The sequence below is a fragment of the Pseudonocardia kujensis genome (assembly GCF_021283305.1).
Lineage (GTDB): Bacteria > Actinomycetota > Actinomycetes > Mycobacteriales > Pseudonocardiaceae > Pseudonocardia > Pseudonocardia kujensis.
The window spans coordinates 17,649-33,550 of sequence record NZ_JAJSOK010000060.1 but is presented as its reverse complement, the minus strand read 5'-3'; the positions used below and the strand labels follow the sequence as shown (position 1 = coordinate 33,550).

Genomic DNA, 15,902 nt, shown 5'->3' with positions numbered 1-15,902 from the left:
GGCGGCTGACGCGGCCGGTTGCGGGCGGGGTCGACGGGCGGGAGGCGGCGGGTGGGGCTGGTGGCGCGGAGCCTGGCGCGCGGGACCGCGAACGCCTTCGACCGGCGGTTCAAGGCCGCCGGAGCGGTCCGGCGGCAGGCCTCGCACGTGTTCCCGAAGCACCACTCGTTCTTCTGGGGCGAGTTCGCGCTCTACTCGTTCGCGGTGCTGGTGCTGTCCGGCGTGTACCTGGCGTTGTTCTTCGTGCCGGACACCACCGAGGTCGTCTACCGCGGACCGTTCGAGCCCGCGCAGGGGCTGTACATGTCGCGGGCCTACGAGTCCGTGCTCGCCCTGTCGTTCGAGGTCCGGGCCGGGTTGTTCGTCCGGCAGCTGCACCACTGGGCCGCGCTGGTCTTCGTCGCGGCGATGATCCTGCACATGGCCCGGAACTACTTCACCGGGGCGTTCCGCCGGCCGCGGGAGCTGACCTGGCTCGGCGGGGTGGCGCTGCTGGCGCTGGGGATCTTCGAGGGCTACCTCGGCTACTCCATGCTCGACGACCTGCTCTCCGGGCTGGGTGTGCGGATCTTCTCCGGCCTGCTGCTGTCCGTGCCGCTCGTGGGCACCTGGCTCCACTGGCTGGTGTTCGGCGGCGAGTTCTTCGGCGACATCTGGATCTCCCGCTTCTTCGTCGCGCACGTCTTCCTGGTCCCCGGGCTGCTGATCGCGCTGATCGGGATGCACGTCGGGCTGGTCTGGTTCCAGAAGCACACCCAGTTCCCGGGGCCGGGCGCCCGCGAGGACACCGTGGTGGGGGAGCGGGCGATGCCCGGGTTCGCCAGCAACACCGTCGCCAACGGGGTGTGCGTGTTGGCGGTGCTGGGGCTGATGGCCGGGATCTTCCAGATCAACCCGGTGTTCCTGTGGGGCCCGTACGTCCCGTCGCAGGTCTCGACCTACATCCAGCCCGACTTCTACGCCGGCTTCCTCATCGGCGGCCTGCGGTTGTGGCCGCGGTGGGAGATCCACCTGGGCGCCTACACCGTGCCGGCGCCGTTCTGGGTCGGCCTCGTCCTCCCGCTGGTCATGTTCGCCCTGCTCGCCGCCTACCCCTTCCTGGAACGGTTCTCCACCGGCGACCGGGCCGCGCACCAGGTGCTCCAACGGCCGCGGGACAACCCGACCCGCACCGGTATCGGGGCGATGGGCCTGGTCTTCTGGGGGATCCTCTTCCTCTCCGGCGCGACCGACGTGCTGGCCGCGTCCTTCGACGTCCCGTTCGAGCTGCTGGTGTGGGCCGGCCGGATCGGACTGCTGGTGCTGCCGCCGCTGGCCTACGTGGTGGTCCGGCGGATCTGCGTGGGCCTGCAGCGCGCGGACCGGGACGTCCTCGAGCGCGGGGTCCGCACCGGCGTCCTGCAGGCGCGGCCCGACGGCGTCTACGTCGAGGTCCGCCGGCCCCCCGGCGGGGCGGACCGGCAGGGCAGGCCGATCCCGCTGGAGTACGGCGGAGCCCGGGTGGACCACCGGCCCGCCACCTCGCCGGAGCCCGTCGGGGAGGAGCCGCGATGACCCGTCGTCTCCGGCACGGGCTGCTCGTCCTTGCGGCCCTGGTCGCCCTCGGCGGGGCGTACGCCCTGCTCGTCCCCGCCCCGCAGACGGCCGGCGCGCAGCCCGGGCAGGCGCAGATCGACCAGGGCCGGGCGCTGTACGAGCGGGCCTGCATCAGCTGCCACGGCGCGAACCTGCAGGGCGCGCCGGGGCGGGGGCCGGGACTCGTCGGGGTCGGCGACGCCGCCGTCTACTTCCAGGTCTCCACCGGGCGGATGCCGCTGGCGCGCGCCGAGGACCGCGGCTACCGCAAGGTCCCCGCGCCCGAGTTCGATCCCGACACCGACCAGGGCCGGGCGAACCTGGCCGCGCTGGGCGCCTACATCGAGGCCACCGGCGGCGGGCCGGAGGTCCCCGCCGAGACCGGGCCCGAGCTGATCGGCTCCGACGTGGCACACGGCGGCGAGCTCTACCGGCTCAACTGCGCCTCCTGCCACCAGTTCACCGGGCGCGGCGGCATCCTCGGCGCCGGCCGCTACCCACCCCGGCTCGACGTCGCGACCCCGGAGCAGATGTACACCGCGATGCTGAGCGGCCCCATGGCCATGCCGGTGTTCGGCGACAAGCAGCTCACGCCCGAGGAGAAGAAGGACATCATCGCGTACGTGCTGTCGGTCCGCGGCCGGAACCAGGCTCCCGGCGGGTTCACGCTCGGCGAGCTCGGTCCGACCACCGAGGGGCTGGTGGCGTTCGTCGTCGGCCTGGTCGCGCTGATCGGGGTCGCGGCGTGGATCGGGGCCCGCTCGTGAGCGGCCCGCGCGAGCCCACCGGCCCGGAGCTGGAGCGGATGAGCCGGGGCGCGCTGGTCGACCTCGGCCACGAGCTCGACAGCGTGCGAATCGTGGCCCAGGAGCCGCCCCGGCGGCCGGGCGACGTCCGCGGCGAGCGGCGCGCCCGGCGCCGCGTCACCCTGCTGCTGGTGCTCTCGCTGCTGTGTGCGGCGGCCTTCGCCTGGGCCTACCTGTTCTGGCCCACCGGCTACGTCCCGCCGGGGGCGCCGGGGCACACCGCCAACCTGCTCTACACCCCGCTGCTCGGGGTGACCTTCTTCGGCGCGGTGGGCGCCCTGGGCGCGGCGATGATCCTCTACGTGCGGAGCTTCTACCCGGACGAGGTCGCCGTGCAGCACCTCGAGAAGGGCCCCTCGGCCGAGCGCGACCGGTTCACCGCGGGCGCGACCCTGGCGGAGGCCGGGGAGCACACCGGGTTCGGCCGGCGCACCATGATCCGTCGGCTCGGGCTGACCGGGCTCGGGGCGGTCGGGATCCTCGGCGGCCTGGTGGCGATCGGCGGGCTGGTCCGCAACCCGTGGCGGCAGCGCGGCGACGCACCGTTGTGGACGACGGGCTGGAAGCCGGTGGGCGACGAGCCGGTCTTCCTGCGCATCGCCACCGGGGACCCGAAGGACATCACGAAGGTCCGGCCCGAGGACCTGGAGCCGGACGGCATGATCACCGTGGTGCCGTTCCGGGAGAGCGAGCGCGACGACCCCGAGAAGGTGCACGACGCCGAGATGGCGCCGGACAACCCGGTGATGCTCGTCCGGCTGCCGCCGGGCACGCCGGTCGCGAACCCGCCGGGGCGGGAGGACCTCCACCACGGCGACTACTACGCCTTCTCCAAGATCTGCACGCACCTCGGCTGCCCGGCCTCCCTGTACGACAGCCAGCAGCAGATCTTCCTCTGCCCCTGTCACCAGTCCGAGTTCAAGATCACCGAAGGGGCCCGCCCGATCTTCGGTCCCGCCGCTCGGCGCCTGCCGCAGTTGCCGATCACCGTCGACGCCGACGGGTTCCTCGTCGCCCGCGGCGACTTCCCCGACCCCGTCGGGCCGAGCTTCTGGGAGATCCGCCGCGGACAACACTGACTCCCGCCGCACGGGATCGGGGCCCGGCGGGCTCGCCGTGCCGTTCACCGTCACCGAGGCCCACGAACCCGACGAGCCGGGGCCGGGCGGCACGCCCGCCGCCCGACCCGATGCCGGCTCCTGGGCCGGGGACGTCCGCTTCGGGCCGATCGGGCTGTCCCTCGACCACGGCGTCGAGCCGCGGGGAACGGCGCCCGGACGTGGCTGACGGTCGACGGGCCCTGGCCGGTCCTCGCCCTCTACCTGCTGCCGGCGCGGATCTCGCCGGAGATGCTCGTCCGGCGCCGGACCCGACCCGCGAGCCGGCCCACGGCCCGGGCCGCACCGGCGCCTGCCGCGGCGAGGGCCGCCCGGTTGCGGACGAGACTCCGCCCGCCCTTCACCGCCAGCGCGCCCGCGGCCACCCAGGGCCCCGCGACCACCACGGGATCGAGCCACTGGTGCGCGAGGTCGGCGCGGCCGCGGCCGAACCGCGAGCGGACGGGGTGCCGGGAGAACTCGCCGAGCACGCCCGTCTCGGTCACCGGGTTGTCCGGGCGCAGGGTGGCGAAGGAGCGCACGTGGTTCTCCCCCGCGTCGATCCGGTCGCCGAGCATCAGCAGCAGCCAGTGCGCCGCCCGGCCCTCGCTGTAGCGGTAGGCCAGGCCCCGTACGGCCCCCGAGAGCCCGCGGCGCGGGCAGGTGGTCCCGTAGACGGGCGTGAGGAACTGGTGCTCGACGGACCGCTCGCGGCGGTCGTCGTCGGGCTGCCGGTCGGGGAAGCGCCAGTGCGCGCCGCTCAGGTCCGTGCGGAACTCCAGCTTGGGATCCGAGGGCCGGTCCTTCGGGTCGAGGTCGGCGCCCCAACCCGGGATGCGGGCCCGCAGCTCGTCGAGGGACTCCTTCAGCGGCGGCTTGTCCGGTGTGTAGGTCATCGGGGTCTCCTCCCTCAGGCCGCGCTCGGCAGGACCAGGGTCTTGATGCAGTCGTCGAGCTTCGTCGAGAACATGTGGTAGGCCTCCGCGATGTGCTCGAGCGGCACCCGGTGGGTGACGATGTCGGCGGGCTTGATGTAGCCCTGCCGGACGTGCTCGAACAGCCGGGGCCACTGCCGCTTCACCGGGCACTGGTTCATCCGCAGCGTGAGGCCCTTGTTCATGGCGTCGCCGAACTTGACCGCGCTGAACAGCGGCCCGTAGGCGCCCACGACCGAGATCGTGCCGCCCTTGCGCACCGAGTCGATGGCCCAGTTCAGGGCCACGGGCGAGCCGCCCTGCAGCTTGAGCTTGGCCGTCGTGACGTGCTGCAGGAAGTTGCCGTCGGCCTCCGCCCCCACGGCGTCGACGACCACGTCCGCGCCGAGGAACCCGGTGTCGCGCTTGAGGTGCAGCACGACGTCGCCGACCTCGGTGAAGTTGAGCGTCTCGGCGTGGGCGAAGGTGCGGGCCTTCTCCAGCCGGTAGTCGAGGTGGTCGACCACGATGACCCGCCCCGCGCCCATCAGCCAGGAGGACAGCGCGGCGTAGAGCCCGACCGGGCCGGCCCCGAACACGACCACCACATCGCCCTCGGCGATGTCCCCGAGCTGCGCGCCGAAGTAGCCGGTGGCCAGCGCGTCGGTGAGCAGGACGGCGTCGTCGTCGTCCATCCAGTCGGGGATCTTCGCCGGCCCGACGTCCGCCAGCGGCACCCGCACGAACTCGGCCTGCCCGCCGTCGTAACCACCGCAGGTGTGCGAGTAGCCGTAGATCCCGCCGACCGCGGTGGCGTTCGGGTTCACGTTGTGGCAGTTGGAGTACAGCCCGCGCGCGCAGTACCAGCAGGAGCCGCAGAAGATGTTGAACGGCACCATGACCCGGTCGCCGACCTGCACGTTCTGCACGGTCGGGCCGACCTCGTCGACGACGCCCACGAACTCGTGGCCGAAGGTGTGGCCGATCCGCGTGTCCGGCATGAGCCCGTGGTAGAGGTGCAGGTCCGAGCCGCAGATCGCCGCCCGGGTCACCCGCACGATCGCGTCGTTCGGGTGCTCGATCCGCGGTCTGTCCTTCTCCTCCACCCGGATCTTGTAGGGCCCCCGGTAGACCATCGCGCGCATCGCCGCCTCCTCTGCCGGCCGGCAGCGTCTCTCCCGCCCCCGGTCGGGGGGCTCGGCCGGCCACGGCGGGTGCTACCCGCGACGGGAGGAGTCATCCCCGTCCGGCCGCCCGGACCCGGACTCAGTTGAGCCGGCGGGTGTCGGCGGGCAGGCCGCCGCCGGCGTAGACGTCCTCGGCCAGCTTCGCCAGCGCGGTCAGCGCGGCGTTCTGGCTCCACGGGCCGTAGGAGACCCGCGCGACGCCGAGCTCCTGCGCGGTGGCGAGGGGGATCGAGCCGGGCATGCCGATGAGGTTGACCTTGCGCTCGCCGAGCGCCTCGACCAGGCGGCCGACGGCGGTCTCGTCGAGCTTGCCCGGCACGAAGAAGGTGGTCGCCCCGGCGTCGAGGTAGGCGCGGCCGCGCTCGATCGTGTCGGCCAGGACCTCCTCCGGGTCCCGGTCGCCGGCCTTGAGGAACGCGTCCGTGCGGGCGTTGAGGACGAACGGCACGCCGGCCTTCTCGCCGGCGGCGACCGCGGCCTCGACCGCCTCGACCGCGTCCGCGAGCGGCTTCATCTGGTCCTCGAGGTTCGCGCCCACGATGCCCACGTCGATCGCGCGGGCGATCGTGCCGCCCGGGTCGCCGTAGCCGGCCTCGAGGTCGGCGGTCACCGGGAGGTCGCCCGCGACCCGGGCGATCAGCCCGACCGCGGCGATCATCTCGTCGCGCGGGATGTTCTCGCCGTCCTCGTAGCCGCGGGAGGCGGCGATGCCGTGGCTGGCGGTGGCCAGGGCCTTGGTGCCGGGAGTGTGCGCCACGACCTCGGCGGTGATCGCGTCCCACACGTTGACGAGGAGCAGGAGCTCGGGCGCCTCGTGCAGTCGGCGCAGCGTGGTGGCCTTCTCGACGATGCTGGTCATGATCGGACCGTAGCCATCACGGAGGCCTCCGGCCCGCGGGCCACGGGTTCGGTCGGGACGGTGCCGACATGAGTGGGCTCGGCCGGCGTGCCCTCCGGCCGAGCCCACGCGGCACCGGTCCGGGGTCGGGTCCCGACTTCGATCCGATCACCGGCCGGGCGTCCCCCTCCCACCGCCGCGGTCACCGAGCCTGGCCCAGACCTGGAACGGGTTCTAGGGACTTAAGTCCTGAGCGAGGGGCTCGCGGCGGGGACCGCCGTGAGCCGCAGTGCCAGGGCGAACGCGGCGGCGTCGCCGAGCCCGGCGCCCTCGGCGAGCGCCGCGTCGAGGCGGGGCCCGAGCGCGGCGCGGGCCGCGATCTCCACCCGCTGCTCCCGCTCCAGGTCCGGGCCGAACGCGGGAGTGGCCCGCGGGCTGGCCCGCAGCGCCCCGAGCAGGGTGGCGGCCTCGCCGTGCCGGCCGAGCCCGGAGAGCGCCTCGACCAGCGCGCGGACCGCCACCCAGGTGTGGTTCCAGGATCCCGAGCGGTGCCAGTGCTCCAGCAGCGGCCGCAGCTCCGCGAGCGGCGCGCCGCCGTGCCGCACCGCCGAGGTCAGCAGGGTGTGCCGGGCGATCCCGGCGACGAAGGCGGAGTCGGCCTCCTCGGCCAGCGCCACGGCGGCGCGCAGGTGCGCTGCCGCGTCGGGGTCGCCGCGCTCGGTCCGGTGCTCGCCCCGGGCGTACTCGGCCCAGGCGCGCACGGTCGAGGAACCGGCACGCTCGGCGACCTCGACGATCTCGGCCTCCCGGGCCACCGTGTCGGTGGTCGTGTCACCGGCGTAGGTGAGGCAGAACAGCCGGTCGATCAATGCCGCGACCAGCACCTCGTCGTCGCGGCCCTCGGCAGGTCCCCCGAGCAACGCGTCCCTGGCCGCCTCGGCCGCCGCGCCGGCCGCGGCGATCCGGCCGGCGAAGAGGTGGACGTTGGACCGCACGTCGTGGCCGTAGGCGGGGAAACCGAGCGCGACCAGCGCGTCGGCGCGGGCGGCGGCGAGGTCGAGGTCGGCGCGCTGCCAGCACACGGACGCCAGGAAGTAGAGGGTGCGGGCGGCCGCGGGGGAGAGCCGTCGGACGGCGACCCGGCCGTCCGCGCCGACGACTTCCGCCGTGCGCAGCGCCTCCTCCGCCGGCTCCACCAGATCGACCCGGCACCGCAGGTAGCCGAGCTCGGCGAACAGTCCGGCGAGGCGCAGCAGGTCGTCGTGGGGCCCGTTCTCCAGGAGCCAGGCGTGCGCGCGCCGCAGGTCGGCGAGGTGGGCGTCGAAGCGGCGCACCGCGGCGGGCTCGCCGCGCCCGCGCCGTGCGCGGCTCAGCTCCGCCGCCAGGCCGGCGGCCCAGGCGGCGTGCCGGGCCCGCAGCACGGGCCCCTCGCCTCGCTCGGCGATCCGGCTGCGGCCGAAGGCGCGCAGAGTGTCCAGCATCGTGAACCGCGACCCCCGCCGGACGACGAGCGAGCGCTCCACGAGGTCCGGCAGCGCCGCCGCGTCCCCGCACACGGCCGCGACCGCCGCGGGCTCGACCGGCCCGGCGAACACGGCCATCCGGTCGAAGAGGGTGCGCTGCCGCTCGTCGAGCAGGCCGTGGGACCAGGCGACGACGTCGCGCAGCGACCGGTGCCGGGCGGCGGCCGTCCGCCGGCCGCCCCGCAGCACGTCGAGCGGCCAGGCGAGGGCCTCCACGAGCCCGGCCAGCCCCAGCGGCAGGGCGCGCGCGGCGGCGAGCTCCAGGGCGAGGGGCAGCCCGTCCAGCCGGGCGCAGACCTCGTCGACGAGCGCCCCGTCGACCCCGTCGAGCGGCGCGGCGGGGTCCCCGGCGCGGATGCGGTCGGCCAGGAGCCGCGCGGCGTCGGCCGGGCCGAGCGGCGCCACCGGAAGGCACTGCTCGGCGTCGATCCGCAGGGCCTCCCGGCCGGTGGCCAGCACGTCCACCCCGGGCGCGCCGGCCACCACGGCCTCCGCCAGGGTCGCGGTCCGCTCCACGACGTGCTCGCAGTTGTCGAGCACCAGCAGCAGCCGCTGCGGCGCCAGCACCTCCACGATCCGCTCCCGCAGCGCGCCCGGCTCGGCATCGGTGATCCGCAGCCGCCCGGCCAGGGCGGGCTCGACGTCGCCCGGACCGCCGTCGCCGAGCTCCGCGAGCAGGACACCGTCGGGGTACCGCGTGGCGACCTCCGCGGCCACGTGCCGGGCCAGCCGCGTCTTGCCGACGCCGCCGGGCCCGGTCAGCGTGACCAGCCGGGACTTGCCGAGCAGCGCGACGGCCAGGGCGAGCTCGGGACCCCGGCCGACGAACGAGTTGGCGGGTGGGGGAGGGGCGACCCGGCCGGGCGCGGCACGCGGGACCGGCGCCGGGGGAGGTGACAGCTCCTGCCGCAGGACGCGTCCCTCCAGCTCGCGCAGCTCGGGCGACGGGTCCAGGCCGAGCTCCTCGGCCAGCCGGGTGCGCAGGGCGGCGTAGGCGTCCAGGGCCTCGGCCTGGCGTCCCGCGGCCACGAGCGCCCGCATCAGCACCCCGACCGCCCGCTCGCGCAGCGGCTCGGCGCGCACCAGCGGTTCCAGGGCGGCGACGGCGTCGGCGGGCCGGCCCGCGTCGAGCAGCGCCGCCGCCCGCTCCTCGACAGCGTGCCGGTGCAGCTCGTCGAGCCGCGCCACCTCGGGCTCGACGGCCGGGTGGTCGAGGTCGACGAAGGGGCGGCCGCGCCACAGGGCCAGGGCGGCGTCGAGCACGGCGAGCCTGGCCGGCGGGCCGTCGCCGTCCGTCGTCCCGACCCTGTTCGCGGCCGTGTCCCCGGGTGCGGCGAGTCGGTCGAGGAGGTCGGTGAAGGCGGCGGCGTCGACCGCGGTCCGGTCCGCGCGCAGCCGGTAGCCGCGCGGGGTCGTCTCGACGGCGAGCGCGGGCGGCAGCAACCGGCGCAGCCGCGCCACGTTGGTCTGCACGGCACCGACCGGGTCCGCCGGCGGGGTCGCGCCCCAGACCAGCTCGGCGAGCAGGTCCACGGGCACGGGCTCGTCGAGGCGCAACGCCAGGGCGGCGAGCAGCCGGCGCTGCCGCGCCGACCCCACCGCGACCGTGCCGTCGCCGAGGGCGAGCGGCCCGAGCACCCGGAGGACCGCCATCGCGGCATCGTGGCGGACCCGCACGGGCGGCGGCAGTGCCTTTCGTCCCCTTCGCCGGAACTCCGCGCGAGGTGCCGACAGCGGACAGACAGGGGGGCGACAGCGCGCCCGTCCACCGTCGGCAGCGAGACAAGGGGAGGACCCATGACCAGCGCCGTCACCACCGCCGCCACCGCCGTCACCACCGAGTCGCTCACCGACCGGCTCTTCGGGGCCGTGCTCGCCACGATGGACCTGCACGCCGTGTCGGTGGGCGACCGGCTCGGCTACTACCGCGCCCTGGCCGACGGGGCTCCGCTCACCCCGGCCGAGCTGGCCGGGCGCACCGGCACCGCCGAGCGCTACACCCGCGAGTGGTGCGAGCAGCAGGCCGTGACCGGGATCCTGACCGCCGACGCCGAGTCCGACGGGACCGCCCGCCGCTACGCGTTGCCGGGGGAGCACCGGGCCGCGCTGGTCGAGGTCCTGTCCCTCGACCACGTCGTCCCGCTCGCCCGGTTCGTGATGGGCTGCATCACGCAGAGCGACCTGCTCGCGGAGGCCTTCCGCACCGGAGGCGGGGTGTCGTGGGGGCAGCACGGCGCGGACGTGCGCGAGGCCCAGGCCGCCGCGAACCGGCCGATGTTCCTCGGCCCGCTCGCCCGGGAGTACCTGCCCTCGGTCCCCGACGTGGACGCCGCGCTGCGCGCCGGGGCCCGGGTCGCCGACGTCGGCTGCGGGCACGGCTGGTCGGCCGTCGGGATCGCCCTGGCCTACCCCGAGGTGACGGTCGACGGCTTCGACCTCGACATGCCGTCGATCGAGGCCGCCCGGCGCAACGCCCGCGAGGCCGGTGTGGCCGACCGGGTCCGGTTCCACCCGGCCGACGCGGGGACGGCCGAGGGCACCTACGACGTCGTGTTCGCCTTCGAGTGCATCCACGACCTGCCCGACCCCGTCGCGGTGCTGCGCGCGATGCACGGGCTCGGCGGGACCGTCGTCGTGATGGACGAGCGGGTGGCCGAGACCTTCGCCGCGCCCGGCGGCGAGATCGAACGGCTGATGTACGGCTACAGCCTGCTCTGCTGCCTGGCCGACGGGCTGGCCCACGAGCACTCGGCCGGCACCGGCACCGTGATGCGGCCGGACACCCTGCGCGGCTACGCGCGCGAGGCGGGGTTCGCGGACCTGGAGATCCTCGGCATCGAGGACGACTTCTTCCGCTTCTACCGCCTGGTGCGCTGATCCGGGCGGCCGCGGGGCAAGCCCGCGGCCGCCTTTCTCAGGTCAGGCTGCCCGCGCTCTGGAGGTCGGCCGGGGCCGACGACAGGGCCTCGGTCAGGAGTGCGACGAGGGCCGCGTGCTGCACGTCGGCCGAGGAGCCGACCTCCTCGTCCGAGCCGTCGAGGGCCTGGGCGGCGAGACCGGCCTTGCCGTCGATCAGCTCGGCGATCCGGGCGTCGACGGTCTGGGCGGCGATGATCCGCCATGCCGTGACGGGCTCGGTCTGGCCGATGCGGTGGCTGCGGTCGATCGCCTGGGTCTGCTCGGCGGCGGTCCAGGACAGCTCGGCCAGCACGATGTTGGACGCGACCTGCAGGTTGAGGCCGACCCCCGCCGCCGTCAGCGAACAGACCGCGACGGCCACCCCCGGGTCCTCGACGAAGGCGTCGATGTTGCGCTGCCGCACGCTCGGCGTCTGGTCGCCGCGGATCGAGGAGAACCGCACGCCCTGCCGGGCGAAGGTCTCCTCGGCGGCGTCCATGACGTCGACGTGCTTGGCGAAGAAGACCACCTTGCCCGCGCTGCGGGCGAGCTGGGCCGCGTAGTCCGCGGCGAGCGTGGCCTTGGCCTGTCCGATGCGTCGCATCATGGTGAAGACGTTGTCGCCGGACTTCGCCTCGGCGGCGTCCTTCTGCTCCCACCGCGCCACCTGGCCGACCAGCTCGTGGTCGATGCCGTCGGGAGAGGAGACGACGGCGCCGGACCGACGGGTGGCCAGAGCGTCCTCGTAGCGGGCCACCAGGCGACGGGCGAGGTCGCGCTCCGCGGCCCGGATCGAGCGGCCCGCGGCCCCGTCGAGCTCGACGGGCAGGTCGGCGATGCGCCGCGCCGGGATGTCGGCGGCCACGTCGACCTTGCGGCGCCGGACGATCCCGCGGTCCACCACGGCCCGCCGCGCGGCCGGGTAGAAGCCCGGGTCGGCGGGGGTGAGGCCGGTGGCGGTGAGGGCGTCCATCAGCTCGGCGCGCGGCTTCGCGTCGTCGATCCAGCCGAGGAACTGCCAGATGGCGAGGAAGTCCTCGATGTCGTTGATCAGCGGCGTGCCGGTGAGGGCCATCATCAGCGGGCGCGGGGTGCGCGCGCGGATCCGGTCCGCGATCTCCAGGACGTGCTGCGAGCGCTGGGAGGACTTGTTCTTGATGAAGTGCGCCTCGTCCACGACCATGCCGCGGAAGCCGAACTCGCCGAGCCAGCCCGCGTGCCGGTCGAGCACCTCGTAGTTGACCACGACGATGTCGGCGAAGCCGTCGACCGAGTCGCCGTTGCCCTGGACGGCGGTCGCGGGGTGGCGAGGCGTCCACAGACCGGCCTCGCGGACCCAGTTCGTCTTGACGACGTTCGGCACGACGACGAGCAGCGGGAAGGCGTCGGCCGCCTCTGCGGCCAGCAGCGCCTGCGCGGTCTTGCCCAGGCCGGGCTCGTCGGCGAGCAGGAAGGTCCGGTGGCCCGCCGCGGCCGCGGCGACCAGCCGGGCCTGGTGCGGCATGAGCTCGCGACCGCCCGGTGCCTTGCGCGACGCCGGTGCCGGCAGCTCCATGCAGGCCGTGGCGCCGTTGCTCGCGCGCTCGAACGACCGCAGCAGCGGGCCGAGCAGCTCCCAGCCGGCCAACGGCGTGGGCCGCGGCCCGCTCGGCCGGGCTGCGGAGAAGTCCGGAGCGAGGAAGGGGTTCGCCAGCTGCCGCGACACGACGGACTGCGGCACCACGCGGGGCTTGACGGGCGCGGCCGGCTCCTCGGCGGCAGGAACCTCCGGCTCCGGCTCGGGCGCGGGTTCGATACCCGCCCGCTGCAGCACCGTGCGGGTGAGGGACCGGGCCTCGTCGGTGACGACGGCGTCCTCGTCGAGGAGCGCGAGGAGGGTCGGCTCCCGGACGGCGCTCATGGCGAGGGCCTTCGCGACGCCGTCGAGCCGCTTGAGCTGCTCGGTCCGGCGCCGCTCGGTGCTCTTCTCGTCCCCCCGCACCCGGGCGCGCTCCTCGCGCAGCAGCAGCGCGACCGCCTGGAACTTCGTGCGCGTCGCGGGCGAAACCCGGCCGTGCCGCAGGGCGGACTCGACCTCGCGCACGGAGCGCGCGAGGACCGACAGGACGTCCTCGCCGCCGTGCGCGCCGGGACCGCCGGACCGGCGGTCGCGCTGAGCGGGGCGGCGAGCCCTGGTCTGGGGCCTGCCTCGTCGAGCCAAGTACTCCTCCTCCTGAGTCGCCCGGGAGGGCGTGGTGCAGCCGTGCCGCGCACGACGCGGTGGCCGGGTGGGCGCCGCGAGCAGCGCGACGCGGCTCCCGCGACCGACGGTCCGGCCCGTGCACCGATCGGTGACCATCCTCGGGCCTGCGTCCCGCGACCGCGGGGCGAACGGCTTGGGCACCCGGCACACGGACGCCATTGGCATAGCGCCCCGGCGGGGCCGGATATTTCCCGACCCTACCGGCCGGTGGTGCCCCCGGTGAGACTCGAACTCACACTGGGCGGATTTTGAGTCCGCTGCCTCTGCCGATTGGGCTACGGGGGCCGGCAGGTCGCCGACTGTGTTCTCGCTCGCGTCGTACGGGATCACAGGGCAGGGCAACCTGGGCGCAACCTTATCGCCGCTACCCTGGAGCCTTGCGTTCGACCCGCACGCCTAAGGAGAACCCACCCGTGAGCCAGCCAGTGTCCGAGGACAAGACGACCGACGACGGACCCGCCGTCGGCTGGCGTGTCCTCGTGGTGGAGGACGAGGCGCTGATCCGCCTCGACCTGACCGAGATGCTCGGGGAAGAGGGATACCAGATCGCGGGCGAGGCCCCCGACGGTGAGGCGGCCATCGAGATGGCCCGCGACCTCAAGCCCGACCTCGTGATCATGGACGTCAAGATGCCGAAGAAGGACGGCATCGAGGCGGCCGCCACGATCGTCGAGGAGAAGATCGCGCCCGTCGTCATGCTCACCGCCTTCAGCCAGCGCGACCTCATCGAGCGCGCGCGCGACGCCGGCGCCATGGCCTACCTGGTCAAGCCGTTCGCCCGCCACGAGCTGGTGCCCGCGATCGAGCTCGCCGTGTCCCGCTTCGCCGAGAAGCGCGCGCTCGAGGACGAGGTCGCCACCCTCAACGAGCGCTTCGAGACCCGCAAGGTCGTCGACCGCGCCAAGGGTCTGCTGATGGCCAAGCAGAACATGACCGAGCCCGAGGCCTTCCGCTGGATCCAGCGCACCGCGATGGACCGGCGCACCACGATGAAGGCGGTCGCCGAGGCCGTCATCGAGGGTCTCGCCCCCGCGAAGGGCTGAGCGGAGCTTGCGGAGCGAGCATCTGCGCTGAGCGGAGCTTGCGGAGCGAGCATCTGCGCTGAGCGGAGCTTGCGGAGCGAGCATCTGCGCTGAGCGTCCCGCCCCCGCACGTCACCGCACGTCGTCGTGAGGCCGTCCCGGCAGACCGCCGGGGCGGCCTCGCGGCGTTCTCCGACCCGCGCGCATGATCGTTACCCTGCGGTAATGGCCCCGCGGGAAGTGCGAGCTTCACCACGTGCTAACGGTGTCTGTGCTGGTCAGCGCGCTGCTGCTTGATAACGATCTGATAACTCAGCACTGCGGGTGAGGCTGCGGTGACACTGCGCGATATCCGGTTGCGGTCTGGTAAAGCTGCCGCCGCTCGGGATGACGCCGCACCCGCCGGTGACCTAACGTCCGCGGCGCTTCCGGCGTCTGTCCGGGGGCCTGGCGGGCGCTCGGGGGACCGCCGTCGACGTGGTTGGCACGGAAGGACAGAACATGAGTCGGACGCGGAAGGTCGCAGCGACCGCCGCCCTGCTCGCGGGGGCGCTCGCCCTCACCGCGTGCAGCACCAACCGGGAAGAGGCGACGGGCGGGGGCGGAGGTTCCTGCGACACCAGCAAGGGGACCCTCGTCGTCGGGTTCATCGCCCCGCTGTCCGGCAGCCTCTCGGCGCTGGGCCTCGGCATGAAGAACTCCACCGACCTCGCGGTCAACCAGGCCAACCAGAACTGCACGGTGCCCGGGTACCGGCTCGCGCTGCAGGCCGAGGACGACCAGGCCACCGCCCAGATCGCCGGCCAGGCCGCCACCAAGCTGGCCTCGGACCCGAACGTCGTCGGCGTCATCGGGACCCTGAACTCCTCGACCGCCCAGTCGGCGGCCCCGATCCTGGCCCAGAAGAAGATCGTCGAGATCTCGCCGGCCAACACCAACCCGGCGCTGACCCAGGGCGACAACTATCAGACCGCCCCGGCGCGGCCGAACGCCACGTACTTCCGCACCGCGACCACGGACGCCATCCAGGGTCCGTTCGCGGCGCAGTACATGGTCCAGAAGGCCGGCAAGAAGAACATCGCGGTGATCGACGACGGCAAGACCTACGGCGCCGGTCTCGCGTCGCAGTTCGCCACCGAGGCCGAGAAGCTCGGCGCCACCGTGGTCGCGCGCGAGAAGGTCGGCGAGAAGGACACCGACTTCTCCGGCGTCATCGCCAAGATCCGCCCGGCGAACCCCGACGCGGTCTACTACGGCGGCGAGTACCCGGTCGCCGGCCCGCTGTCGAAGCAGCTGGCCGACGCGGGCCTCAACATCCCGCTGATGGGCGGCGACGGCATCGTCGACAAGACCTACGTCTCCCTCGGGGGTCGCGAGGGCGACCTGGCCACCAACGTCGGCGCCCCGCCGGAGCAGCTGCCCAGCGCGAAGGCCTTCATCGACGCCTATGCCGCGGCCGGCTACTCCGAGCCGTTCAGCGCCTACGGGGCGCTGACCTACGACGCCGCGAACGTCCTCATCCAGGGCCTGGCGAAGGCGGTCGGCAACGGCACCTTCTCCGACGCCACCCGGGACGGCCTGGTCTCCGCGGTCCAGGCCACCAACCTGCAGGGTGCGACGGGCGCCATCTCCTTCGACCAGTACGGCGACACCACCAACAAGGTGCTGACCGTCTACTCGGTCCAGGGTGGCGAGTTCAAGCCGCTGGAGACGGGCACCTACCCGGCCAGCTGACGCGCGTCCCCCGACCCGGGGGTGCGCGACGAGGACGCACGTGAGCGGGGACGGGACATCACCCGT

Annotated in this window: 12 protein-coding genes and 1 tRNA gene; 7 read left to right on the top strand and 6 right to left on the bottom strand. The window is 74.3% G+C overall.

Translation table 11 applies throughout. The annotated features are described in order from the left end of the window. The first annotated feature begins 60 nt into the window (after positions 1-60). From qcrB to LWC35_RS30015, 4 genes are read left to right on the top strand one after another with little or no spacing between them, the layout of a single operon-like run. On the top strand, positions 61-1,554 hold the full coding sequence (gene qcrB, locus LWC35_RS30030; protein WP_232873653.1) for a cytochrome bc1 complex cytochrome b subunit: 1,494 nt from the start codon (positions 61-63) through the stop codon (positions 1,552-1,554). Further along, on the top strand, positions 1,551-2,342 hold the full coding sequence (gene qcrC, locus LWC35_RS30025) for a cytochrome bc1 complex diheme cytochrome c subunit (protein ID WP_232873652.1): 792 nt from the start codon (positions 1,551-1,553) through the stop codon (positions 2,340-2,342). Before qcrB ends, qcrC begins: the two co-directional genes overlap by 4 nt. Then, a complete protein-coding gene (gene qcrA / locus LWC35_RS40555) occupies positions 2,339-3,460 on the top strand; it encodes a cytochrome bc1 complex Rieske iron-sulfur subunit (protein ID WP_232873651.1) in 1,122 nt (373 codons plus the stop codon). The genes qcrC and qcrA overlap by 4 nt, the downstream gene beginning before the upstream one ends. A gap of 37 nt (positions 3,461-3,497) precedes the next feature. After that, on the top strand, positions 3,498-3,668 hold the full coding sequence (locus LWC35_RS30015) for a hypothetical protein (protein ID WP_232873650.1): 171 nt from the start codon (positions 3,498-3,500) through the stop codon (positions 3,666-3,668). A 31-nt stretch (positions 3,669-3,699) separates the two neighbouring features. Here LWC35_RS30015 and LWC35_RS30010 read toward each other — a convergent pair whose 3' ends face one another. From LWC35_RS30010 to LWC35_RS29995, 4 genes are all read right to left on the bottom strand, one after another. Continuing rightward, a complete protein-coding gene (locus tag LWC35_RS30010) occupies positions 3,700-4,374 on the bottom strand; it encodes a hypothetical protein (protein WP_232873649.1) in 675 nt (224 codons plus the stop codon). Between the two features lie 14 nt (positions 4,375-4,388). Further along, positions 4,389-5,537 carry a zinc-dependent alcohol dehydrogenase gene (locus tag LWC35_RS30005; protein WP_232873648.1) on the bottom strand — a complete coding sequence of 383 codons (1,149 nt, stop codon included), beginning with the start codon at positions 5,535-5,537 and terminating at the stop codon, positions 4,389-4,391. A 121-nt stretch (positions 5,538-5,658) separates the two neighbouring features. After that, a complete protein-coding gene (locus LWC35_RS30000; RefSeq protein WP_232873647.1) occupies positions 5,659-6,438 on the bottom strand; it encodes an isocitrate lyase/PEP mutase family protein in 780 nt (259 codons plus the stop codon). Between the two features lie 221 nt (positions 6,439-6,659). Next, positions 6,660-9,593 (bottom strand): AfsR/SARP family transcriptional regulator, encoded by a 2,934-nt coding sequence (locus LWC35_RS29995; RefSeq protein WP_232873646.1) that lies wholly within the window; start codon positions 9,591-9,593, stop codon positions 6,660-6,662. A 144-nt stretch (positions 9,594-9,737) separates the two neighbouring features. On the opposite strand from LWC35_RS29995, the gene LWC35_RS29990 reads away from it, so the two are divergent. After that, on the top strand, positions 9,738-10,817 hold the full coding sequence (locus LWC35_RS29990) for a class I SAM-dependent methyltransferase (protein ID WP_232873645.1): 1,080 nt from the start codon (positions 9,738-9,740) through the stop codon (positions 10,815-10,817). 37 nt (positions 10,818-10,854) lie between these two features. On the opposite strand, the gene LWC35_RS29985 is transcribed toward LWC35_RS29990, so the two are convergent. Together LWC35_RS29985 and LWC35_RS29980 are read right to left on the bottom strand one after the other, a co-directional pair. After that, a complete protein-coding gene (locus LWC35_RS29985) occupies positions 10,855-13,038 on the bottom strand; it encodes a DEAD/DEAH box helicase (protein WP_232873644.1) in 2,184 nt (727 codons plus the stop codon). Positions 13,039-13,288: 250 nt separating this feature from the next. Beyond that, positions 13,289-13,365: transfer RNA gene (locus tag LWC35_RS29980), tRNA-Leu, on the bottom strand. Positions 13,366-13,493: 128 nt separating this feature from the next. On the opposite strand from LWC35_RS29980, the gene LWC35_RS29975 reads away from it, so the two are divergent. Both LWC35_RS29975 and LWC35_RS29970 read left to right on the top strand, forming a co-directional pair. Then, positions 13,494-14,123, top strand: a complete 630-nt coding sequence (locus LWC35_RS29975; protein WP_232873643.1) for an ANTAR domain-containing response regulator — start codon at positions 13,494-13,496, stop codon at positions 14,121-14,123. Between the two features lie 480 nt (positions 14,124-14,603). Beyond that, positions 14,604-15,836, top strand: coding sequence for a branched-chain amino acid ABC transporter substrate-binding protein (locus tag LWC35_RS29970; protein ID WP_232873642.1), 1,233 nt, complete (start codon positions 14,604-14,606; stop codon positions 15,834-15,836). Positions 15,837-15,902: the final 66 nt, after the last annotated feature.

Coding starts and splice junctions, on each gene's coding strand:
- qcrC (WP_232873652.1), top strand. CDS start 1,551: ATGACCCGTCGTCTCCGGCACGGGCTGCTCGTCCTTGCGGCCCTGGTC.
- LWC35_RS30010 (WP_232873649.1), bottom strand. CDS start 4,374: ATGACCTACACACCGGACAAGCCGCCGCTGAAGGAGTCCCTCGACGAG.
- LWC35_RS30005 (WP_232873648.1), bottom strand. CDS start 5,537: ATGCGCGCGATGGTCTACCGGGGGCCCTACAAGATCCGGGTGGAGGAG.
- LWC35_RS30000 (WP_232873647.1), bottom strand. CDS start 6,438: ATGACCAGCATCGTCGAGAAGGCCACCACGCTGCGCCGACTGCACGAG.
- LWC35_RS29995 (WP_232873646.1), bottom strand. CDS start 9,593: ATGGCGGTCCTCCGGGTGCTCGGGCCGCTCGCCCTCGGCGACGGCACG.
- LWC35_RS29990 (WP_232873645.1), top strand. CDS start 9,738: ATGACCAGCGCCGTCACCACCGCCGCCACCGCCGTCACCACCGAGTCG.
- LWC35_RS29970 (WP_232873642.1), top strand. CDS start 14,604: ATGAGTCGGACGCGGAAGGTCGCAGCGACCGCCGCCCTGCTCGCGGGG.